Here is a 21,427-nt window from a genome sequence, read left to right as displayed (position 1 = left end):
CAACATGAAATATGATCATATTTTAGTCCGTTTTGGTGAAATTTCAACAAAAGGAAAAAATAGAAAGAAGTTTATTGAAAAACTAAGGCAGCATATCCGGTTTGTATTGAAAGACTTTGAAGCATTAAAGTATGCATCTGACAGAGACCGCATTACGATTATGCTGAACGGAGAAGACCCTGAACCGATTTCAGAACAGCTTAAAGGTGTATTTGGCATTCAAAGCTTTAGTCTGGCGGTGAAATGTGAGACAAATCTCGATGCCATTAAAGAAGCATCTTTAACAGCGGTACAGGAAGTGTATGAACAAGGAAATACATTTAAGGTCTCAACGAAACGCTCTTATAAGCAATTTGAACTTGATTCAAATGAAATGAACCGGGAAATTGGCGGACATGTGCTGAAGAATACGGAAAACTTAACGGTCAATGTCAAACAGCCGGATGTGCATTTGCGCATTGAATTAAGAGAACATGCGACATATATTACATTTAAAGATGTCAAAGGTGCAGGCGGACTGCCAGTTGGTTCAAGCGGAAGAGCGATGCTCATGCTTTCAGGCGGCTTTGACAGCCCAGTTGCCGGCTATCAGGCCATGAAACGCGGAATTCAAATTGAAGCTGTACATTTCTTTAGTCCCCCATATACAAGTGAACGTGCCAAGCAAAAGGTCATTGATCTTGCAGAATGTTTAGCGGCATATGGAGGCGAAGTGAAGCTGCACATTGTTCCTTTCACCAAAATTCAAGAGCTGATTCACAAACAAGTACCTGAAAACTATACGATGACATCAACAAGAAGAATGATGCTGAAAATAGCAGATAAAATAAGAGCGAAGCGTGATGCACTTGCGATTATTACCGGTGAAAGCCTTGGCCAAGTCGCAAGCCAGACGCTTGAAAGCATGTATGCCATTAATCATGTCACAAATACGCCAATCATTCGCCCGCTGATTGCGGTTGATAAAAATGACATTATTGATGAAGCGAGACGAATTGGCACATATGATACAAGCATTCAGCCTTTTGAGGATTGCTGTACGATCTTTACGCCGCCGTCGCCTAAAACTAAACCAAAGCTTGAAAAAGTAGAACGCTACGAAAGCTTTGCTGATTTCGAGCCAATGCTTGATGAGGCAGTAGATCAAATCGAAACGATTATCGTCAAAAATGAGAAGAAAGCGGCTGACGAATTCGCTGATTTATTCTAAAATAAAAATTTCATAATAATTACCATAAAATCAATCGCATGAAGTCATGTGTTTCTACACATTCTATATTCACAAGGAGGTGAGAACACATGGCTCAACAAAACAGACAAAGCAGTTCTAACCAATTAGTCGTTCCAGGCGCTGCACAAGCGATCGACCAAATGAAGTATGAAATCGCTTCAGAATTTGGTGTAAACCTTGGACCAGAAACAACAGCTCGCGCTAACGGATCAGTTGGTGGAGAAATCACTAAACGTCTTGTATCTTACGCTCAACAACATATGGGTGGCGGATCTTTCTAAGACACACAATTGAAAAGCTATGGCTTATGAGCGGGATTATTCCCGCTCTTTTCTTTTTGTACATATAAATTGTTAGAATATTTTTTAAAAAGAGGACGAATGGCGAAAATTATGGCATAATACTAGGAGTAGGTCCTAATTCAAGCATTTTTCAGTTATGAATGTTAGAATAGGTAAATTGAAACATGAATGGTTTCATAGAAAGAGGCAAAAAGGAGCTGTACCATGAAAAGAGAAGACTTAATTGCACCAGAACAATATAACTTAGTCAGCGAGATTGAAGCATTCAGTCATAACCGCGAGAAAATGGCTCTGCACTGGCAGGACGGAAATGGCGGGGAAGCACATGTGACTTATGCAGCTTTAGTGGAAGATGCCAATAAAATCGGACATGTGTTGTTAGATGCAGGCTTTAAAAAAGGCGATAAAATCATTGTGATGGTGCCGCGCATGCTAGAGGCATACAGCATTTATTTGGCTATTTTGAAAACAGGGATGGTCGTCATTCCTTGTTCAGAAATGCTGCGTGCAAAAGATTTAGATTACCGAATTGAACATGCAGAAGCAAAAGGAGCGATCGTTTACTCTTCATTCATTCAATCGTTCGATGGAACCAATCAGCCAAACGATTTTAAAACATTCTCAATCGGTGAAAACGATCATGGCTGGACAAACATTTTCGCGCAAAAGGAAGAGCAATCAAGCGAGCTGCAAATGGCTCCAACAACACGCACAGACATGGCGTTCTTATCCTATACATCAGGTACAACTGGTAACCCAAAAGGGGTTGTTCATACACATGGCTGGGCATATGCACATTTACGCACTGCTGCCAAAGCATGGCTCTCCATTAATGAAGGAGATAAAGTGTGGGCGACAGCAGGACCAGGCTGGCAAAAATGGGTGTGGAGCCCTCTCTTATCTGTGTTAGGAAGTGGCGCAGAAGGCTTTGTATACGGAGGGAAGTTCAATCCAAATACGTACTTAGAGCTACTTCAAAAAAATGAAATCAATGTCCTATGCTGTACGCCGACAGAATACCGATTTATGGCGAAAGTAGATGACTTGAGTCAATACGAGCTTCCAAAGCTGCATAGTGCCGTGTCTGCGGGAGAGCCGCTGAACCGTGAAGTCATTGATACATTCAAAAAGCATTTCGATATAGAAGTACGAGATGGCTATGGCCAAACAGAAAGCACACTGCTCGTAGGGGTGCTAAAAGGAATGGACATCAAGCCTGGTAGTATGGGCAAACCAACACCTGGTAACGAAGTCGAGATCATTGATGAAGACGGCAACGTATGCGTTCCTGGAGAAGTTGGTGACATTGCGGTTCATCTCGAAACGCCAGCGCTATTTAAGGAATACTACAAAGATGAAGAGCGTACAAAGGCGCAGCGTCGCGGGAATTACTTTATTACCGGTGACCGAGCGAAAAAAGATGAAGATGGATACTTCTGGTTTGAAAGCCGCAGAGACGATATCATCGTCAGCTCAGGCTATACCATTGGGCCGTTTGAAGTAGAAGATGCGCTGATTAAACACCCAGCAGTTAAAGAATGTGCGGTTGTGGCTAGTCCAGATGAAATCAGAGGATCCATCGTGAAGGCATATGTTGTCCTGCGTGATGAATCAGCGCAAAGTGATAAGCTGATCAAAGAGCTGCAAACACATGTCAAAAACACAACAGCACCTTACAAATACCCAAGAGAAATTGAATTCATTGACGAACTGCCAAAAACACCGTCAGCGAAAATCCGTCGTGTCGAGCTGAGAGAAAGAGAGCTTGCACGTAAAGGATCATGATGAATAAACGAAAAGCGTTTGGATGAAAGCATCCAGCGCTTTTTTTATGGAAAATTAAATCTGCTGGAAGTGATTATGTTGTTTTATGTTAAAATGTGTAGGAATTGCTGGAAAAGGAGAATGTTAGAAGATGTTCATTGCCATCGTTCATGGAATTGTGCTTGCCTTTGGCCTCATTTTACCATTGGGCGCACAAAATGTATTTGTGTTTCAGCAAGGAGCGCTTCAGCCGCGATTATATCAGGCCTTACCTGTTGTTATCACTGCTGCTCTTTGTGACACACTTTTAATTACGTTAGCTGTCATTGGAGTTTCTGTTGTGGTGTTCACCATTCCTATGCTGCAAATGTGTCTTTATCTCATTGGATTTTGTTTTTTAGTTTATATGGGATGGTCTGTGTGGAACACAAGCTCATCAACAGATGCTAAAGAGCAGCGGGAATTCATGCCTGCGAGAAAACAAATTCTCTTTGCCTGTTCAGTTTCACTTTTAAATCCCCACGCCATTCTCGATACCATTGGCGTGATTGGAACAAATTCGCTTCAATATAACGGGGCAGAAAAACTGGCATTTACACTCGCTTGTATCATCGTGTCCTGGTTATGGTTTATTGGGCTCGCTCTTTTAGGGAAAATGCTAGGGAAGTTAGATACAAACGGTAAGTGGATGAACCGTATCAATAAAGCTTCAGCGGTCATGATCTGGCTTGTCGCGTTATATATTGCGTATCAATTGGTTGTATAAAAGTACATAGAGGATAAAGCAAAGAAGCGCTTGGGAGGTAAGATCCGGCGCTTTTTTGTGTATTGGAAAGGCTCTTCAGCCAGTATCACTATCATCGCAAGAGGAAGATCACATTCAATTGCCTATAGGAAATGATAAGAAATAGGGTATATGATACATTACCACTAGTGGGTTTTATTAGCAAAAAGGACTATTACATTATTTTCCTTTAGAGGTTATAATTTTTATGAAATTTGCTAAAGGAGGATATATGATGAAGTTAAGAAAAATGTTTTGTGTGTTAATGTTTATAGCACTTTTATTCGGACAATTTCCTGTAGGAAAAGCTATTACTATAAAAGAGGACGAGTCTTTTAAAAAGATACAAAATGATAAAATAGAAGAAAAACTCATAAAAAAGGCAAAAAAAAGCTCTCAATTTTTAAAGGCAAAAGAATTAGCCCAAAAGAAAGGTTATCTATTAAATGGAGAAAGTGCAGCGGTTCATCTGAACGCTGCTGAAACGGATGTTGTTTACTTTTATCTTAAAAAGAAGAAGTCAGATAATCAGCTGTTAGACAATGTTTCCTTCATTTCAGTTTCATTGAGCCAAATAAAAGCTTACTATATTCAACTTGCAGAATACGATGAGAAAGGAAATTTGCACTCATATTTCTTCCAAAATGGAAAATTGAAAAATAAGTTCCATATCAACCAAAAAGGGGAGTTTTTAAAAGGATCTTTTACCTATGGTGAAAATGGTGCAAAGCAAGATATGATGGAATTAAATAAAAAAATTTTCCAGGCAGATGATTCAGAAATTCAAACGAGTTTTAGTTGGAACAAGTTTTGGAACTGCTTAAAAAAGCAAAGCGGCCCGAATGAATCTCTTCCGCTACGTTCAATGGTTTTAGGAGCGTGCTATTATATTTGTTTAACGGGACCTGCTAGCTGTATAGCATGCGCAGTGATTAATGGAGGAATATCTGCAGGAATAGCCGGTTATTGTGTGAAAAAAGTTTGGTGAATGGGGGTTTTAGAATGGCTCATAATGAACAGCGCAAGGGAGTAGTTCTTGCTGTTTTTGATACGTTGACATTTGGTATACCAGTGCTGCTATGGAATTTATATAAGAATACAAATACAACATTGAAATTCATGATTCCAATTATTCCTATTGTTGGTTTCATTACGTATCTTTTAGCATCTCTTCATTAATAAAATAAAAAACCTTTGCATGAGCATACCGCTCATGCTTTTTTAGATTTTTTTTTAAAGATTGTTCGGTTTAAAAGACGGAGAGCTTGTACGATGTCATCCACCTGTTCTATATCTGAGGAAGAGAGACGGTCTATCAACATCTTTTCGATATACATGAAGGCTTCGTTCATACAAGCGCGGCCTTGGTCAGACAGCGTAATGACATGCTTTCGTTTATCAACTGGGTCTTCCTTTTTATCTATCAATTGTTTTTCGTGTAGTTTTTTTAGTTCTCTGCTGACATTCGGAAGAGACATGTGCTGACATTCGGCAATTTCACTAGGCGTAAGCGGTTCGCTGACTGCTAGCTGCTCTAGTATTAAGTATTGCAAGGTCGTTAAGTTAGCTGGTTTGACTTTGTTCATCAGGTCATGTTTTAGTTCTGAAAAAGTAGAAGCAAATGCTACGAATTCCTTGAAGAAATGGGGATGCTTCATGTTTATCACCTCCTACGTAACATACCAAAATTATTATCAAAAAACAATTATCATTTGACAACTATATAACGAAGGTATATCCTTTAGTTATCAAATGATAATAAAAGGAGATCATACATGAATGTACTCATTATTTATACTCACCCCCATCACAATAGTTTAAATGGTGCTTTTTTAAAAGAAATTATGAAAGGCAGTGAAGAAAATCCACTAGTTCATGAAGTGAAAATCATCGATTTATACAAAGAAGAATTTGATCCCGTGCTGATTTTTAATAAAGAGAAAAAAAGGCGTGACATGCATAAGGACCCTGACATTCAGGTGTATCAGGAGAAGATCAAATGGGCGGACAAAATCGTGTTCGTATATCCTATTTGGTGGGGAAGACCTCCAGCCATGCTGCTTGGCTTTATTGACCGCATGTTTGCTGCGAATTTTGCTTATCGTCAAACAGGCGGGCTGTTTCCAGAAGGACTGTTAAAAGGAAAAAGTGCTGTTTGTATATCGACGATGCAAGGACCAACCAACTACCCTTTGTTCTTTTTGCAAAATGCACACAAGATCTTAATGAAACGAGCCCTTTTACACTATGTCGGAATCAAACCTGTGAAGTTCTTTGAGTTCGGCATGATGGAAAGCCCAAAAGGAAAACATGACGTCAAATTAAAACGTATTTACAACTATTTCAGAAAAATCAGCTCATAAAACAGTTAGCGAAGTCACTTTTCTTCTAATTCGATCCTTTTATGTTTTAAAATAACAGTGAGGGTGGGAGAACTCTTCCTCGTCATTTGAAAAGGGGGATATGGATGAAGAAAACATTGTTTAAAGATGCAGCGCTTTTAACTCTTGATCCAACTTTAGGTTTTTTAGAAAAAGGAGATTTATTAATTGAAGGGACACACATTTTAGAAGTCGGACCTTTAATTGAAGCAAATGATGCCGCCATTGTTGATGCGTCCGATATGGTGATCATGCCAGGGCTTGTGGATACACATCGTCATGTGTGGCAGTCTGTCATCAGAGGCATAGGCACAGATTGGTCTTTGCAGACATATTTGAGCAAAATCTATTATGGGAACTATGGTGCGATGAGACGCCCATCTGACGATCGAATTGCGAATTATTTAGGGGCATTAGAGGCGTTAGATGCCGGAGTGACCACATTTCTAGACTGGACGATGATCAATTCAATGGATCATACAGAAGAACTCATCGGAGGGTTGAAAGATGCGGGCATTCGAGCTGTTTTTGCTTTCGGTTCCTCTGGAGATGCTGAGTATTGGGATAGGGGGAGCACGCTCACCAATATGGAGGACGCAGCACGCGTGAAAAAAGCACATTTTCAATCATCAGATCAGCTTTTGACAATGGGGCTTGCGATTCGTGGACCAGAGTTTTCTTCATGGGAAACTTCAGTATTTGAAATTGAAACAGCCCGGTCGCTAGATGCTCTATGCAGTATGCACATTGGCTTTGGGAACTGGGGAGCGGAGGATCGTTCGATTGAGCTGCTTCACAAAGCAGGGTTACTTGGACCTGACCTCAACATGGTGCATATCAATGCAATCGATGCGGATCAAATGAAGATGCTGGCAGATAGCGGAAGCTCCATATCCATTACACCTGAAATTGAGATGATGATGGGTCACGGTTATCCTGTCACAGGGCTTGCGATCGAACAAGGTGTTCTTCCAACGCTCGGTGTAGACGTGGTCACAGCGACAGGCGGTGATTTGTTTGCTCAAATGAAATTCGGGCTTCAGGCAGAGCGTGCGATCCAAAATCAATCATTGCTGATGGAGGGCATCATGCCAGGACCTGAACTTGGGATTTCTGCTCATCAAATGCTTGAAGCTGCGACGATCAATGGAGCTCGTGCATTACAGCTTGATCATAAAATTGGCTCGCTCACACCTGGAAAAGAAGCTGATTTCATTCTGATCGACCGGACAAGCATGAATCTTCTGCCGATGACAGACCCTGCTGGAGCGGTTGTCCAAACGGCACATCCTTCAAATGTTGATTCTGTCTATGTGGCTGGAAAAGCAGTGAAACGAAACGGAAAGCTTGTCGGTGTGAACCTAGAAGAGGTCAAACGGAAAGCTTATGCGGCAAGAGATCATATTCTATCGCATAAGTTTGAATCAACTCCATCATAAACAAACATATCCCCATAGGCAACTGCCTATGGGGAATAAATTACAAGGATTCTTTAATGACCTTTTTGTAATACTGGACAGATAGGAATCCGAAGATAGAATATAAAACCGTATAAATCGACATGACGATGAGCATTGGTGTCCACAGTTCACCGCCGAATAAAAACCAGCCTGACTGTATTGCAAAGTAGCTGTGCAGTAATCCGATGATGAGCGGAATCCCAAAGTTAAATAGCTGTTTGAGCCGAATGCCTTTTAATAGATCTTTCTCTGTAAAGCCAAGCTTACGTAAGATCGTGTACGAGCTTTGTTCCTCTTCACTTTCATTCATCTGTTTGAAGTATAAAATACAGCCTGATGTGACAAGGAAGCTTAGGCCTAAAAATCCGAGGACAAACATCATCAGTCCCATTGTTTGTTTCTGCTGCTGAGCTGAAGCTAATTGAGACATGCTGTCATCACCTAGTTTTAAAGAGGTAAACACATCATTGGCTTGTTCAAGGTTTTGATCATCTTTTATATTGACCGCGTTATATTGGTTATTCTCAAGCTGCAGTTTAGGATCTTTCTGCTGGTCAAGCTGCTCAAAGACACTTTGACTTACGATGGCAACAGGCAGACCGCCAAAAGTGAACTTGTAAGAAATGATGTAATCTTTTTTCATATCAATGACTTTTAAATCAAGCGGTTGCTTGATAAGAAGTTTCACATCACCCGAGCTTTGAATCGGCATGAATTTCTTCAATAAATCACTGTAGCCGCTTAAGATGACTTCGTTGTTTTCAACATGAATATGAGGTGCATTTTTCTCACTGATCACAGGCAGTGTCAAGACTCCTGGATCCTTCTTCAAACTTTGTAATTCCGAATCCATGATCTTCTTTGCGTCAAAATCCGCTTGAATGACCTTGAACTGCTTTTTTTCATATGCAATATGCTTGTCTGAAAGTGCACGAGTGAAGGTGGCTGCTTCCTTTTCAGAGCCCATGACAAAATGTGATGGAATCTGTTGTTCAGCCGTTTTTTCTGCTGAGTAATAGGAAATGTAGCTTAAAGATAACAACCCGATCGCAAGAGCAGATACGGTTGTAATAATCGTTAAAAGCAGTGCACTTGATTTTAACCGGAACATAATAGATGACAAAGACAGGACTTCATGAATGGCGAGATAGCCATTTTTTCTTTTCCGTACAATATTGGCAATGAAAGAAACAGAGCCTTTATAAAAAAGAAAGGTACCGATAATGACAGAGGCTAGAATATAAATCATGGCTGAAAATAACTCAAGCATGGACGTATATGAGCCGCTAAAAAGCTGAGAAGAAATATAATAGCCTGAGCCGATCAAGACAATACCGAAAACCCCAATGATGATTTCAAACACAGAGATTTTTTTCACACGCTGCTCTGTAGAAGACGTGGTTCTAAACAAAGATAAAATCGTCTGTCTATTAATAAACCATCTATTTCTTAACATAATTAATCCATAGATGATGAAAAAGACGATGAGTGTCTGCAAAAGGGCCATGCCTGAAAAATGCAGGTTGGCGATGGCATTCACGCCGGTTACTTTAAATAACACCATCAGCATGAGCTTTGAACCGATAAATCCAGCTATGATGCCAACAGCCATTGAGAACACGTAGAGGATAAAATTTTCTGCATTGAGCAGTTTGGCAATTTTTTGTTTCGTCATGCCAATGAGCTGCAGGAGACCTATTTCTTTCCCTCGGCGTTTAATAAAAATGCTGTTCGCATATAACAGGAAGATGCCGACGATGGCAATGAGCAGGACCGAAGCGGCTTTAATCGACGCACCGCCCTTAATGGACCCTTTTACATCATCAAGTGCTGGTGAGTACTGCAAGGTGACAAAAGAAAAGTAGAGCGCCACACTAAATACAAGAGCGAACACGTATAAGTAGTAATTTTTCAAATTTTTCTTCAGGTTTCGGAAGACGAGCTGATTAATGTTCATGCTTCACACCGCCTAAGACACCTTGCGTTTTCATAATATCCTCGAAAAACATCTTTCTCTCTAAAGCACCTTTATTTAACTGAGTATAGATTTGCCCGTCCTTGATAAAAATGACGCGTCTTGAATAGCTGGCTGCGACAGGATCATGTGTCACCATGACAATGGTTGCTTTTCGTTTTTGATTGAAATCTTGCAGCTTATTGAGTAAATCAGATGCAGATTTGGAATCAAGCGCTCCAGTAGGTTCATCTGCGAAAATCAGACTCGGCTCATGAATGAAGGCACGGACCGCTGATGTCCGCTGCTTTTGTCCACCAGAGAGTTCATTCGGGTATTTGTCTCTTAGTTCATAGATACCCATGTCCTCCGCAAGCTGTTGAAAACGTTCGAAAGCTTCTTTCTTCGGCGTTTTGGAGATAGATAATGGCAAGAGGATGTTCTCTTTGACCGTGAGTGTATCAAGTAAGTTATAATCCTGAAAAACAAAGCCAAGCTGCTTTTTTCTGAATTCTGCGAGCTGCTGATCCTTCATTTGCGTCATCTCAGCATCTGCGATACGAATGGATCCGCTGGACACATGATCGATCGAGGACAATACGTTCAGAAGGGTTGTTTTCCCCGAGCCTGATGGCCCCATGATGCTTACGAATTCTCCGGCTTCAATGGTCAAGTCAATGCCACTCAGCACCTCTTGTTTGTTGAATTTATTTCCGTAGCTTTTATATATTTTGCGAGCTTCTAAAATGTTCATTTGTCGATCCCCTTTTCTATTTAATTGATACCTCTAGTATAAAAAGAAGCCCGCCGCTTTTCCTTCGATTTGGCGAACAAAACAGACGAGCATGTGACATTGTTGTCACATGCTCGCAATATGCACAAAATCATTCTTTTTCGGAAAAATGAAGGTGAAGGTTGTGCCTTGATCTATCGTGGAGTTGACCTCGATCTTGATATGAAGAGCGTCTGCTCCTTTTTTTGTTAAATAGAGTCCCATTCCTGTTGAGGCTGTGTCATTGTGATGTCTTGTTGAGGTAAAGCCTTTTTCAAAAATACGTGGAATGTCTCTTGGGTCAATTCCTCTGCCTTGATCTGTAATCGTCAGCATCACTTGGTCATCCATTTTCTTGCTTTCAATGGCAATATCGGACGAATGACTGTACTTGACTGCATTTGTGAGTACCTGCCTGATCATAAAGGATAACCATTTTGTATCACTTAATACGTGACGTTCTTCTAGCGTGATTTCAAAGCCGATTCCTTTTTGCATGCACCATGATTGGAGCGCTTTGATTTCCTTCGCTATGATGCTTTGCAGGTCCAGCTGTTCAATAAATAAATCATTTTCGATATGACGTATTCTGCTTTGATGCAGCTGGGCATCGAGTAATAAATGAATTCTGAGCCATTCGTACGTCATATTCGATTTCAGCGGCTGTTCTGTTAAACGGTCAATCATTAAGTGCATCGCTGTGAGAGGTGTTTTCACTTCATGTATCCATGAGAGCAATTCATCCTTCTCTTCTTCAAGGGCGATTTGCTGCTCTGCTGCCATTAGCCTGTAGCGGGCAATTTGCTCAGACGTCGCATCATGTACAAGCTGTTCAAATGGGGAAGATGGAGTGAGCCGCATTTGATGATCAATATGATCGTCCCATTCTTTCAGACGCTCATAATACGCCGTTTCTTTACGGTATCGGAAAAAGAGAAAGACGATCATGAAAAACGTAGATAATAACACAATATAAAAAAGCGACGCCATTGGAATGGTCGTATCCAAATAAGCAACAAACAGAATGAGGAGCTGCAAACCAAGAAAGAACAGGATCCAGCTTCTTCGTTCTTTTAAAAATGCTTGCAGCATCATTGATCATCCTTTTCTTTTGCAAGATAGCCTTGGCCCACTTTTGTTTCAATGTAGGTGCCAAGGGAGATCTCATCTAGTTTTTTTCTAAGGCGATTGACGTTTACGGTCAGTGTGTTGTCACTGACAAACCGTTCATCCTCCCACAATGCTTGAATGAGTGATTCACGGCTGACAATATGATTTTTATGCTGAATCAATTCCTTAAGAATAAACAGTTCATTTTTTGTTAATTCCACTTCACCGTGGTCATTTGTGACGGTGTTTTTTTCTAGATCAATCGTAGCGCCGCACCATACCTTTAGGCTAGCCGGTTCTGCATTATAATCATGCACGCGGCGAAGAACAGCACTGACTTTGGCAATGAGCACGTCAAAGTGAAAGGGCTTTTGTACAAAATCATCGGCACCGAGCTGCATTGACATGACCATATCAGCAGGATGGTCACGAGAGGAGAGGAAGATGATTGGTACATTTGAATGATGCCGAATCATCCGGCACCAATGAAAGCCATCGTATTTTGGCAGCTGTATATCAATAATGACGAGATCAGGCTGAACAGAAGTGAATTCCTGCATAACCTGTTGAAAATCGTGAATCCCATAAACATCATAGGACCAGTTGACTAGACGTTCTTTGATTTCTTGGAAGAGGGTTGTATCGTCCTCAATGAGTAGAATTTTAAACAAAACCAGCACCACACTTTTTGTATTCGCTTGTATGTCATTGTAGCGGAAAAAAGATGCTGCCGCTAGAAGCAGATAAGAAAAAAGCAAGGGAAGGGGTCCCTTGCTTCTGTTTATTTACCTAAAAAGTGCTTTTTAAAGAATGATAGTTGATACTCGAGTGTGAGCGGATCATTAAAATAGAATTCTTCTGCATTTGCCACATACACACGATGTTTTTTCACAGCTGGTATGGACTTGTAAATTTCACTGTTTTGATAGGAATTGTCCATTTCGCTGTTTTTACTAATGATCATATAGTCTCCAGCAAATTCAGGGATGACCTCTTGCGAAACTGCATAGTAGCCAGCTTTTAATGCTTTTTCTTTTACTTTTTCAGGCATTTTTAGTTTCATTTCTTGGTAGAGAATTTCTGTGCCGCGGCCCCATGCATCTCCAAACACGTAAAGATCTTTTGTGCCGCTTTCAAATACAGAAACCGTCGCATCCTTACCGATTTTTGCTTTGATTTCTTTTCCAGCTTCAGCTGCGCGTTTTTTAAAATCTTTTACCCATGATTTGGCTTCTTTTTCTTTGTTTAATACTTTTCCAATTTCAATATGCTGCTGAAGGTAATCGACTTTGTTATACGTAAACAAGACGGTTGGTGCGATTTTTTTTAGTTTTTCTACATTTTTTGTATTGCTTAAGCCAATGATGACATCAGGCTTTAGCTTCATGATTTTTTCCACATTCTCATCCGACACTTCTTCCACATTTTTTAATTCCTTTTGGAAGCGTGGGTTCTTTTTTGACCAAGAGTCGACGCCGACCAGGTTCACACCAAGTGACTTGACATTACCTGTGTAGGAACCAAGTACAACGACACGTTTTGGATGCGCTGGCAGCTTCACAGGGCCATTTTCAGATTCATATGTAATCTTGTCTGATGATGTTGATTGATTTCCTTTATTTGAGGAAGAGCTGCTGCTATTGCCACATGCGCTCAATGCAAGTACAAAGATGAGCATCAGAGGGAACAATATTTTCTTCATGAATGTAGACTCCTTTGAAATCGGCACATTAGCCGGGTATTTGATTGTATGAGTGATAATGATAATTATTATCACTTGGATATCATATCATAGAAGTACGGTCTATTGTCAATTACATTTTGATAGTTGGTGATAAAAAATAGGAGGGGAGATTTTTGGTAGAAAAAAAAGATCAAGGCACCGTATGACCTGATCTTTTTTTATTTAAACCAGCCTTTTTCTTTAGAGCGTGTGATAGCCTCAATACGGTTTTTGACTTCTAGTTTATCTAAAATAATGGAAATGTAGTTACGGACAGTGCCGCTTTTAATGCTGAGTTCCTTTGCGATCTCTTTCGTGTTTTTGCCGTCTGCGACGAGTTCAAGGACGGATTTTTCTCGTTGGGTTAAAGGATTTTCGTCGCTATATAAGTCTTCCATTAATTCAGGGGCGTATACCTTTTTTCCTTTCATCACGCTGCGAATGGCACTTGCCAGATCTTCGCTTGGGCTGTCTTTCAGCATATAGCCGCTAACGCCAGCTTTCAGCGCCCTTTGGAAATATCCAGAACGGGCAAAGGTCGTTAAAATGATGATTCTCACATCTGATTCCTTGAGTTCTTCGGCTGCATCCAGTCCCGTTTTCCCTGGCATTTCAATATCCATTAAACAAATATCAACGGGGTGTTTTTTAGCAAAATCAATGGCGTCCTGGCCGTTTGTGCCTTTTCCAACAACCGTCATATCATCTTCTAAATCAAGTAGTGAACCGAGTGCACCAAGCAGCATTTGCTGATCCTCTGCGATAAAGATGTTGATCATTTCATCCCCTCCTTGTCTTTTGCTGCTGAATCATTTGGAATGCTCATGATCAGCTTTGTTCCGTTCTTTGTCTCAATACGCAGGCGCCCATTTGCAAATTCCAATCTTTCTCTAATTCCTAAAAGGCCATGACCCTTCGTTTGAGAGGGAGGATAATCGCCTTTAAATGTCCCGTTATCCTCAACGGTAATGATGGCTTCCTTTGATTTTTGATGAATAGTGATTTTGCAGACGGTCGCATTACTATGTTTGACGACATTTGTCACAGCCTCTTTGATGCACATGCTCACAATGTTTTCGTTAAGAAGAGAGATGTGTTTTGGCGCTTCCTTTTCATCATAGATCAATTCAATTCCAGCTGCTTCGAGAATTTGCTCAATGTTCGACAGTTCATCCTTGATCCGAATACCTTTCATGGAGGAAACAATTTTCCGCACTTCATTGAGAGACGTTCTGGCTGTTTGCTGGACGCTTTTCAGCTCGGCGCGTGCCTGCTCTGGGTCTTTATAAACCAGTTTTCGGGCAAGATCACTCTTTAAACCGATGAGGGAAAGCTTTTGTCCAAGGGTATCATGCAGATCACGTGCAATGCGCTGCCTTTCTTCAATTTTTACAAGGTCAGCAATACGTTCATTGGCATCTTCTAATTTCTCTTCGAGCCGTTCACGTTCCTTCCTGCTTCGAATGCTGAGAGGGAGGAGAATGGCACTAATGAGTGTAATGAGAACCAAGGGAATTTGCGTGAGAAACCAGCCCTTTTTTAAGATCAGACTGAAGTTTACCGCAATGGCGGCGCTCCCGACATGAATATAGTATAAGATATAGAAAGGTACTTTTCTTTTAATATGCCCATTGAAATAGGCGATGCAAAAAGCGAAATAAATGTAGCTGTAGAGTATGACATAGCCAGTAGAAATCGCAATCAAGAGAAGGCCTAATACATATAAAGACCAGCCTTTTGCGATAAAGGCAAAACGATAGACAGCGAAAAAGACAACGTTCAAAATAATGCCGATCACAATGCCTAAAGTCGAAGGAGCCTTAATGATAAAATAAAAGGGAAGGATGAAAAAAATGGCCCATATATACGGGGATATCCCATGCAATTTTTGAATTTTAAGTTGTTTTTTCATCCGTGAATCACCTTTTCCATTTTTTCATTCTTTTTCACTACTTTAACAAATTGAACACGTTATCGCATCCTGTAAATACCAACAAGCTCCTTCTATTGTAAGAAAGAGCTTGCGTCGTTTATGCATTCTTCTTGAGAATGTCTCCTTTGATGACAGGTGTGCTTCTCGTCTGACGTGCTTCTTTAAAGGTAACGAATGCTTTCGTTTCTTCATCCCAAAGTCTAAATTTCATTGACTCGATACTTGTTTTTAAAGTGATGGTTGGAACATTTTGAAGCGGCTCACTATGCTCATGTGCATGCTCCAAGTGATAATTTGGTACCCTCGGACTTAAATGATGGACATGGTGATAACCGATATTACCTGTTAACCACTGAAGAAGCTTTGGCAATTTGTAAAAAGAACTGCCTTCTACAGCTGCCTGCACATAATTCCAATTCTCATCTGCTTCAAAGTAAGAATCCTCAAACGTATGCTGCACATAAAACAGCCATACACCGATTGATCCAGAAATCAGAAAGATTGGACCTTGGACAAGTAACAAACCTTCCCAGCCAAAAAGGAGATAGGTAGCTCCTGCCAATAAAACAATTGATATGTTTGTGAAATACGTGTTCCAACGCTCTTTTTTACGAGCATTTTTGACGTTGAAACGGTTTTGAAACAGGAAAACAAAGATCGGTCCTAAAATAAACATGACAAAAGGATTGCGATAAAATCTGTAGCGGAATTTCGTCCAAGCTGATGCTTCTTGATATTCTTTGACTGTCAGGAGCCAAATGTCGCCAGTACCTCGTTTGTCTAGATTACTGCTTGTGGCATGGTGAATTGAATGATCTCTTTGCCATTGAAGATAAGGGAAAAGGGTGAGTACACCCGTTATGAAACCAAACAGGTGATTCAGTGGCTTCTGTCTGAAAAAGGATTGATGGCAGCAGTCGTGAAAAATAATAAAGACACGTACTAAAAAACCAGCTGCAATAACCGCAAAGAAGAGGGTTAAAAGATAGGAGATGTTCAGGCTATAATAGGCAAGAAACCAAAGCCCCAAAAATGGAATAAATGTATTAAGGAGTTGCATGATACTTTTTTTTGAATCAGCACCAGAAAATTGACCAACTTGTTTTCTTAAAGTCGCTTGCTTCTGTGTGTTTGTTGAAGTCGTCATGAACGTTCAAGTCCTTTCCGTTTCTTTCTACTTCAAAGTATAGAAGGAAAGGTGTCATGCTCATAGTAGCACCCATCATGTATTCGATATGACATTTGTCATGTTGATTGCAGGAAAGGCTGACGGTATCAAGGTTTGTAAGCTTATTTTATTTTAAATAAAAAAGTAAAGGCGATTAGCCTTCACTTTTTATGAACGTGCTTCATGAACTTTTAATTGCTTGCCTTTAATGGTTGTGTGGCGCATGGCATTCAGCACAAGAGGGCCTTTACCGTTTAAAATATCGACATATGTTTTTGTATCTTGAATGGTAATAATCCCAATGTCATCAAAGGCAACGCCTTCTATTTTGGCAATGGTCCCAACGAAATCAACAGCCCGCAGCTTCTTTTTCTTCCCGCCGTTAAAATAAAGCTTCATTATATCCTTTTCAACGCCTGCCTGTTTATTTTCCTTTTGAATCGGCGTTTCAATCTTTTCTTCAAAGCGTTCTACATGCTGCTCTGCGTCTTCCTTTGTTGGGTATGGCTGCGTCTTGAAATCAATACCTGCTTCCTGCTTTAATTCATCAATCAGAGGCTTTGCATTATTGGTCATAAACGCAATGGTTTTTCCGCTTTTTCCCGCTCTGCCTGTTCTTCCTGTTCGGTGAATATAGCGCTCTTTTTCATAGGGGAGGTCATAATGAATCACATGTGTCATATCACTGACATCAATGCCCCGGGCTGCTATATCGGTTGCGATCAAATAACGGAATTCGCCGTTTTTGAATTCATCCATGACAGCGAAGCGGTCTTCTTGTCTCATGCCTCCATGAATTTTGTCACAAGGCACATCCCATTCATCCAGCTTCATCGTGAGTTCATTCACTCGGTCCTGTGTATTACAGAAAATAATGCAGCTATCTGGATTTTCAATGACGATCGTACGCTGAAGAAGAGAGAATTTCGCTTCTTCTTCCGTTTCAATCACGGTGTGGGTGATTTGTGGTACAGACGTTTCCGCGCGTGCTATTTCAATTACTTTTGGTGATTGTAGAAACTGTTCACTTAATTTCTTCATCTCATCAGACATGGTCGCTGAAAAGAGCATTGACATGCGCTTTGGTGGCAGATACTGAATAATAGAAGAGACTTGATCAATAAATCCCATGTTCAGCATTTCATCCGCTTCATCTAACACGAAAAATTTAAGGTTTTCTAAGGAAAGAGTACCTTTCTCAAGGTGATCTAAGACTCGTCCTGGTGTTCCGCACACAATGTGGTTTTTTTGTGCAAGCTCTACTTTTTGAGCTTGGAAAGGGGCTTTTCCATAAATGGCAGTGGCTTTGATTCGTTTCAATCGTCCAAGGCTTGTGAGATCCTGTTTGACCTGCATGGCGAGTTCTCGCGTTGGAACGAGGATAAGGGCTTGAGGTTTATTTTCAGCCCAATCGACCATTTCACAAATCGGGAGACCATAGGCTGCGGTCTTGCCGCTGCCAGTCTGAGATTTGACAATCAAATCCTGCCTTGAAAAAGCAACGGATAATGTCTCGTGCTGAACAGGTGTAGGTGTATGGAAGTGAAGTGCTTTTAGCGCTTGTTTTAAATCATCGCTTAATGGATATTGATCAAATTGTTGTAATGTCATCGAGTTCTCCTTTTCGTACATTCATACTTGTGACATCATACCATAATCATGACCGGGAATGAAAAAACATGAAAAAAAGCCCCATAAAGGAGCTTTTTTGATTAAAGGAATCTGCGTTTTACTTTTTCCCAGTAGGAGTTGTCTTTTAATTTCACCGTTTTAATGACTTTTCCTGAAAGGCCGATGTCAATTTGTTTGACATGTTTCGTGCCAAGCGCTTCGTTATCAAGCCCGATAATCGGATGGTCGTTACCGTCCTGCACAACCTTCAGCGTTAGCTTGCGGTCACTGCTTAAGATGAAAGGAGCACCCAGTGTACGATACGAGTTGTTGTTTAGAGATGCGAGCTCTGTGACTTGCATACAAGGGAGCATCGGATCAACCACTGCGCCATTTACCGATTTGTTGTAGGCTGTTGAGCCAGTCGGAGTAGAAATAATCATTCCGTCTCCTCTAAATGTTTCAAAGTGGAAATCATCTATATACACATCGATCACAAATGTTTTAATAATGCTTGAGCGGATCGACAGTTCATTTAAGCAATGGAACTGGTTTGTACTGTCAACGCTTACATCAATGATCGGATATTTTCTCACTTCAATCTGTTCAGTGTTCATGGCATCAATCATTTTATCAAAATGTTCTAATGAAAAATCGCAGTATAGATGCGAATTCTCTGTTTTTGATACCCCTACATACAGGCAGTCATCCCGGAAATTCGTTTTACGGACTGCTTGAAGAAATGTGCCATCTCCGCCAATTGAAGCAATAATATGGGCATCCTCTGCACGCTTGACGACTTGAAAGCCTTGATCGGTAGCGAGCTTCTCCAGAGAAGAAATGTGTCCATCCAATTCATGATCTTTTTTGTAAAAGAAAAATACATTGCGACGATTGTCTGTCATTGACGTTCTCCCCTTCGTTGTCAAAAGTAGATTTAGAGTAATAAAGGGCTTACATATGAAGCCTTGCTCACATTTTACACTTTTTTCATATGAAAGTAAAAACATTAGAAAAACCTTCATGATGGTGGCATTCATTTTTAGAAATGAGTCAATGTAAGGGATTTGAAAAGGGCAGAATTTGAGCATAATTGAATAGCTGTTTTCTCATGAAAGAGTGGATTAGGTGTTTCGTTGTGGTGAAGCTCTAGCCTATTAGATGCAGAGAGAGGAGAAAAAAGCCAATTTTTCGTCATGCGTATCACTTGGCAGACGATGTAAAGTTGATCGTGAATAAAGAGAGGTGCTATCATATGATGAAATGAAATGTAAAAAAACCACAATTCCTGTGAAACATTTCATGTGAATATTCGTATCAATGAAGAGAGACAAAAAGGAGGAGAAAAAGATGAATGCGAAAAGATGGGTAGCGTTAATCATTGCACTTGGAGTTTTCGGATTTTCAATTGTGATTAGTGTCACGACGGCTTTGTATGAAAGCTTCAATGACAATAAAATGAGCTATCAATTTGGGGATGAAATAGAAGAAAAGGTACTAGAGGATGGAAGTGGTGCTGGAAAAATAGCGGTTCTTGAGATTAATGGAACCATTCAAGATAATGGCGGCGCATCAAGTCTATTAGGCGGAGAAGGTTACGATCATCGTGCATTTCTTAAGGAACTAGAAAAAGCGAAAGATGATGCTTCAGTAAAAGGTGTACTGCTGCGCGTCAACTCTCCTGGCGGCGGTGTCTATGAAAGTGCAGAAATACATAAAAAATTAGAAGAAGTGAAAAAAGCGAAGAAGCCGATTTACGTCTCCATGGGCTCAATGGCAGCTTCTGGCGGTTACTACGTATCAACTCCAGCCAAGAAAATCTTTGCTTCACCTGAAACATTAACAGGATCGTTAGGTGTGATCATGCAAAGCTTGAACTATTCAAAGCTGGCAGATAATTTAGGTATTAAATACGAAACAATTAAGAGCGGAAAATTCAAAGACATCATGTCGCCAAATCGTGACATGACAAAAGATGAGCGCGACATCATGCAAAGCATGGTCGATAACTCGTATGAAGGATTTGTCAAAGTCATCTCTGAAGGACGCGGCATGTCAAAACAGAACGTCAAGAAAATTGCTGACGGCCGGGTCTATGACGGAACACAGGCGAAATCCAACGGATTAGTCGATGAGCTTGGATATTATGAAGATGCAATTAAAGCAATGAAGAAAAATGAAAAAGGGTTAAAAGGAGCGACAGTGATCAGCTATTCTCAAAGCTTTGGCTGGAACTCTCTCTTCAATATGAGTGCAAGCAAACTTTTTAAAAGCATCACAAAAGAGATCGTCGATTTAAACCGGATCATGCATAAATTCTTCATTCACATGAGAATTGTATCGTTTCACTGGTCAACATGGATCGGCTTTCATGACGCCGCTTTAACAGGTGTAGCAGCCGGCGGGGTGTGGTCAGTGAAAGGAGCACTGCTTGCCTTTATGCAGGAGCATCTCACCTTTAAGCATAAACCGGTATATGAAGTCATTCCTGCCTTTCAGCACAATGTGTCACAAACCCAGTTTACATGTATAGCTTATTTTCGTATTGGACATGCTATGCTTGCAGCCATTCGTTTACTTGTCCATTGGTTAAAAGGAAGAAAGGCGAGAAAAAGTGCCTCTCTTCAAGCAACGAAGAATGAATCATCTGTTTAAGGAGGAACCCGAAAATGGCAGATCATCCAATCCAAGGTCTTATGAAGACAGCGATGGAAAACTTAAAAGAAATGATAGATGTGAATACGATCATCGGCGATCCAGTCGAAACACCTGACGGCAGTGTCATCCTTACTGTATCGAAGGTTGGTTTTGGATTTGCAGCAGGCGGCAGTGAATTTAACGGGAACCAAAAGAAAGAAAAACGTTCTGATGATCAAGAACGAAAAGAACCGAGACTCCCATTTGGCGGAGGAAGCGGCGGAGGTGTGTCTATTACACCAATCGCCTTCTTAATTGTCGGAACAAACGGCGTTCGAATGCTTCATTTGGATGAACATACACATCTGCTTGATAAAATATTGGATTCTGCTCCTCAAGCAATTGAACGTCTTCAGCACATGTTTAAGAAGGATGAACGGGAGAACCGTCATAAAGAACGAAAACTAGATGACATAGACCTTTAAAAAGTTAGCTGCGCTGCAGTTAACTTTTTTTTCAAAAGCGAAGATTAGGCTTTGCAGTTTTTTGCTTTCTCTACTATGATAGAACCATACATTTGATAAGGGAGGAATTGTT

At 40.6% G+C, this 21,427-nt stretch carries 21 protein-coding genes and 1 pseudogene; 11 read left to right on the top strand and 11 right to left on the bottom strand.

Features of this window, described 5'->3' with window-relative positions; translation table 11 throughout:
- Positions 1-4: 4 nt before the first annotated feature.
- From thiI to MKY83_RS14005, 6 genes are all read left to right on the top strand, one after another.
- Positions 5-1,210, top strand: coding sequence for a tRNA uracil 4-sulfurtransferase ThiI (thiI, locus tag MKY83_RS14030; protein WP_185107145.1), 1,206 nt, complete (start codon positions 5-7; stop codon positions 1,208-1,210).
- A gap of 89 nt (positions 1,211-1,299) precedes the next feature.
- Entirely contained in the window at positions 1,300-1,512 is a 213-nt protein-coding gene (locus tag MKY83_RS14025) for an alpha/beta-type small acid-soluble spore protein (protein WP_003216385.1), read from the top strand.
- A 225-nt stretch (positions 1,513-1,737) separates the two neighbouring features.
- The gene (locus MKY83_RS14020) at positions 1,738-3,318 is read left to right on the top strand and encodes an acyl--CoA ligase (RefSeq protein WP_065098602.1); all 1,581 of its coding nucleotides are present in this window, start codon (positions 1,738-1,740) and stop codon (positions 3,316-3,318) included.
- Between the two features lie 130 nt (positions 3,319-3,448).
- Entirely contained in the window at positions 3,449-4,063 is a 615-nt protein-coding gene (locus MKY83_RS14015; protein WP_065098601.1) for a LysE/ArgO family amino acid transporter, read from the top strand.
- A 253-nt stretch (positions 4,064-4,316) separates the two neighbouring features.
- Positions 4,317-5,069, top strand: coding sequence for a hypothetical protein (locus MKY83_RS14010; RefSeq protein WP_065098600.1), 753 nt, complete (start codon positions 4,317-4,319; stop codon positions 5,067-5,069).
- A 14-nt stretch (positions 5,070-5,083) separates the two neighbouring features.
- Positions 5,084-5,260, top strand: a complete 177-nt coding sequence (locus tag MKY83_RS14005) for a hypothetical protein (protein ID WP_185107143.1) — start codon at positions 5,084-5,086, stop codon at positions 5,258-5,260.
- A gap of 32 nt (positions 5,261-5,292) precedes the next feature.
- Here MKY83_RS14005 and MKY83_RS14000 read toward each other — a convergent pair whose 3' ends face one another.
- Positions 5,293-5,739, bottom strand: coding sequence for a MarR family transcriptional regulator (locus MKY83_RS14000; protein ID WP_065098599.1), 447 nt, complete (start codon positions 5,737-5,739; stop codon positions 5,293-5,295).
- Positions 5,740-5,856: 117 nt separating this feature from the next.
- Here MKY83_RS14000 and MKY83_RS13995 point away from each other — a divergent pair, with 117 nt between their 5' ends.
- Both MKY83_RS13995 and MKY83_RS13990 read left to right on the top strand, forming a co-directional pair.
- Positions 5,857-6,444 (top strand): NAD(P)H-dependent oxidoreductase, encoded by a 588-nt coding sequence (locus MKY83_RS13995; RefSeq protein ID WP_185107139.1) that lies wholly within the window; start codon positions 5,857-5,859, stop codon positions 6,442-6,444.
- A 104-nt stretch (positions 6,445-6,548) separates the two neighbouring features.
- Positions 6,549-7,901, top strand: a complete 1,353-nt coding sequence (locus tag MKY83_RS13990; RefSeq protein ID WP_106066883.1) for an amidohydrolase family protein — start codon at positions 6,549-6,551, stop codon at positions 7,899-7,901.
- A gap of 40 nt (positions 7,902-7,941) precedes the next feature.
- Here the strand turns inward: MKY83_RS13990 and MKY83_RS13985 are convergent, their stop codons facing one another.
- From MKY83_RS13985 to MKY83_RS13940, 10 genes are all read right to left on the bottom strand, one after another.
- On the bottom strand, positions 7,942-9,879 hold the full coding sequence (locus MKY83_RS13985; protein WP_106066884.1) for an ABC transporter permease: 1,938 nt from the start codon (positions 9,877-9,879) through the stop codon (positions 7,942-7,944).
- Complete coding sequence (locus MKY83_RS13980; protein WP_044139317.1) at positions 9,869-10,630, bottom strand: ABC transporter ATP-binding protein; 762 nt, start codon at positions 10,628-10,630, stop codon at positions 9,869-9,871. Before MKY83_RS13980 ends, MKY83_RS13985 begins: the two co-directional genes overlap by 11 nt.
- A 105-nt stretch (positions 10,631-10,735) precedes the next feature.
- The gene (locus tag MKY83_RS13975; RefSeq protein WP_065098595.1) at positions 10,736-11,740 is read right to left on the bottom strand and encodes a sensor histidine kinase; all 1,005 of its coding nucleotides are present in this window, start codon (positions 11,738-11,740) and stop codon (positions 10,736-10,738) included.
- Positions 11,740-12,429 carry a response regulator transcription factor gene (locus MKY83_RS13970; RefSeq protein ID WP_148660152.1) on the bottom strand — a complete coding sequence of 230 codons (690 nt, stop codon included), beginning with the start codon at positions 12,427-12,429 and terminating at the stop codon, positions 11,740-11,742. The genes MKY83_RS13975 and MKY83_RS13970 overlap by 1 nt, the downstream gene beginning before the upstream one ends.
- A gap of 110 nt (positions 12,430-12,539) precedes the next feature.
- On the bottom strand, positions 12,540-13,460 hold the full coding sequence (locus MKY83_RS13965) for an iron-hydroxamate ABC transporter substrate-binding protein (protein ID WP_106066886.1): 921 nt from the start codon (positions 13,458-13,460) through the stop codon (positions 12,540-12,542).
- Positions 13,461-13,660: 200 nt separating this feature from the next.
- Entirely contained in the window at positions 13,661-14,260 is a 600-nt protein-coding gene (locus MKY83_RS13960) for a response regulator transcription factor (RefSeq protein WP_044139312.1), read from the bottom strand.
- Positions 14,257-15,393, bottom strand: coding sequence for a sensor histidine kinase (locus MKY83_RS13955; RefSeq protein WP_106066887.1), 1,137 nt, complete (start codon positions 15,391-15,393; stop codon positions 14,257-14,259). The genes MKY83_RS13960 and MKY83_RS13955 overlap by 4 nt, the downstream gene beginning before the upstream one ends.
- 118 nt (positions 15,394-15,511) lie before the next feature.
- Positions 15,512-16,561, bottom strand: coding sequence for a fatty acid desaturase (locus tag MKY83_RS13950; RefSeq protein ID WP_106066888.1), 1,050 nt, complete (start codon positions 16,559-16,561; stop codon positions 15,512-15,514).
- A gap of 189 nt (positions 16,562-16,750) precedes the next feature.
- Positions 16,751-18,193 carry a DEAD/DEAH box helicase gene (locus tag MKY83_RS13945; RefSeq protein ID WP_106066889.1) on the bottom strand — a complete coding sequence of 481 codons (1,443 nt, stop codon included), beginning with the start codon at positions 18,191-18,193 and terminating at the stop codon, positions 16,751-16,753.
- Positions 18,194-18,294: 101 nt separating this feature from the next.
- Positions 18,295-19,098, bottom strand: a complete 804-nt coding sequence (locus MKY83_RS13940) for an NAD kinase (protein WP_003216672.1) — start codon at positions 19,096-19,098, stop codon at positions 18,295-18,297.
- 445 nt (positions 19,099-19,543) lie between these two features.
- Here MKY83_RS13940 and sppA point away from each other — a divergent pair.
- The 3 genes and pseudogenes from sppA to ytfJ all read left to right on the top strand — a co-directional run.
- Positions 19,544-20,467, top strand: a pseudogene (gene sppA, locus MKY83_RS13935) (signal peptide peptidase SppA); the annotation flags it as partial.
- Positions 20,441-20,848 carry a DUF2953 domain-containing protein gene (locus tag MKY83_RS13930; RefSeq protein WP_342490548.1) on the top strand — a complete coding sequence of 136 codons (408 nt, stop codon included), beginning with the start codon at positions 20,441-20,443 and terminating at the stop codon, positions 20,846-20,848. The pseudogene sppA and the gene MKY83_RS13930, both read left to right, overlap by 27 nt.
- Positions 20,849-20,862: 14 nt before the next feature.
- A complete protein-coding gene (gene ytfJ, locus MKY83_RS13925) occupies positions 20,863-21,315 on the top strand; it encodes a GerW family sporulation protein (RefSeq protein ID WP_003216488.1) in 453 nt (150 codons plus the stop codon).
- Positions 21,316-21,427 lie beyond the last annotated feature (112 nt).

It is taken from the genome of Bacillus sp. FSL M8-0266, assembly GCF_038613425.1.
Classification (GTDB): domain Bacteria; phylum Bacillota; class Bacilli; order Bacillales; family Bacillaceae; genus Bacillus; species Bacillus pumilus.
Note: the sequence above shows the minus strand (reverse complement) of the source record. Positions and strands in the feature narration are given on the sequence as shown.

Bases quoted from the DNA above. Each gene is read 5' to 3' on its own strand.
- ytfJ (WP_003216488.1), top strand. From the start codon at position 20,863: ATGGCAGATCATCCAATCCAAGGTCTTATGAAGACAGCGATGGAAAAC.
- MKY83_RS14020 (WP_065098602.1), top strand. From the start codon at position 1,738: ATGAAAAGAGAAGACTTAATTGCACCAGAACAATATAACTTAGTCAGC.
- MKY83_RS13985 (WP_106066884.1), bottom strand. From the start codon at position 9,879: ATGAACATTAATCAGCTCGTCTTCCGAAACCTGAAGAAAAATTTGAAA.
- MKY83_RS14005 (WP_185107143.1), top strand. From the start codon at position 5,084: ATGGCTCATAATGAACAGCGCAAGGGAGTAGTTCTTGCTGTTTTTGAT.
- MKY83_RS13960 (WP_044139312.1), bottom strand. From the start codon at position 14,260: ATGATCAACATCTTTATCGCAGAGGATCAGCAAATGCTGCTTGGTGCA.
- MKY83_RS13955 (WP_106066887.1), bottom strand. From the start codon at position 15,393: ATGAAAAAACAACTTAAAATTCAAAAATTGCATGGGATATCCCCGTAT.
- MKY83_RS14025 (WP_003216385.1), top strand. From the start codon at position 1,300: ATGGCTCAACAAAACAGACAAAGCAGTTCTAACCAATTAGTCGTTCCA.
- MKY83_RS14015 (WP_065098601.1), top strand. From the start codon at position 3,449: ATGTTCATTGCCATCGTTCATGGAATTGTGCTTGCCTTTGGCCTCATT.
- MKY83_RS13990 (WP_106066883.1), top strand. From the start codon at position 6,549: ATGAAGAAAACATTGTTTAAAGATGCAGCGCTTTTAACTCTTGATCCA.
- MKY83_RS13930 (WP_342490548.1), top strand. From the start codon at position 20,441: ATGAGTGCAAGCAAACTTTTTAAAAGCATCACAAAAGAGATCGTCGAT.
- MKY83_RS13945 (WP_106066889.1), bottom strand. From the start codon at position 18,193: ATGACATTACAACAATTTGATCAATATCCATTAAGCGATGATTTAAAA.
- MKY83_RS13980 (WP_044139317.1), bottom strand. From the start codon at position 10,630: ATGAACATTTTAGAAGCTCGCAAAATATATAAAAGCTACGGAAATAAA.
- MKY83_RS13950 (WP_106066888.1), bottom strand. From the start codon at position 16,561: ATGACGACTTCAACAAACACACAGAAGCAAGCGACTTTAAGAAAACAA.
- thiI (WP_185107145.1), top strand. From the start codon at position 5: ATGAAATATGATCATATTTTAGTCCGTTTTGGTGAAATTTCAACAAAA.
- MKY83_RS14000 (WP_065098599.1), bottom strand. From the start codon at position 5,739: ATGAAGCATCCCCATTTCTTCAAGGAATTCGTAGCATTTGCTTCTACT.
- MKY83_RS13965 (WP_106066886.1), bottom strand. From the start codon at position 13,460: ATGAAGAAAATATTGTTCCCTCTGATGCTCATCTTTGTACTTGCATTG.
- MKY83_RS13975 (WP_065098595.1), bottom strand. From the start codon at position 11,740: ATGCTGCAAGCATTTTTAAAAGAACGAAGAAGCTGGATCCTGTTCTTT.
- MKY83_RS13940 (WP_003216672.1), bottom strand. From the start codon at position 19,098: ATGACAGACAATCGTCGCAATGTATTTTTCTTTTACAAAAAAGATCAT.
- MKY83_RS13995 (WP_185107139.1), top strand. From the start codon at position 5,857: ATGAATGTACTCATTATTTATACTCACCCCCATCACAATAGTTTAAAT.
- MKY83_RS14010 (WP_065098600.1), top strand. From the start codon at position 4,317: ATGAAGTTAAGAAAAATGTTTTGTGTGTTAATGTTTATAGCACTTTTA.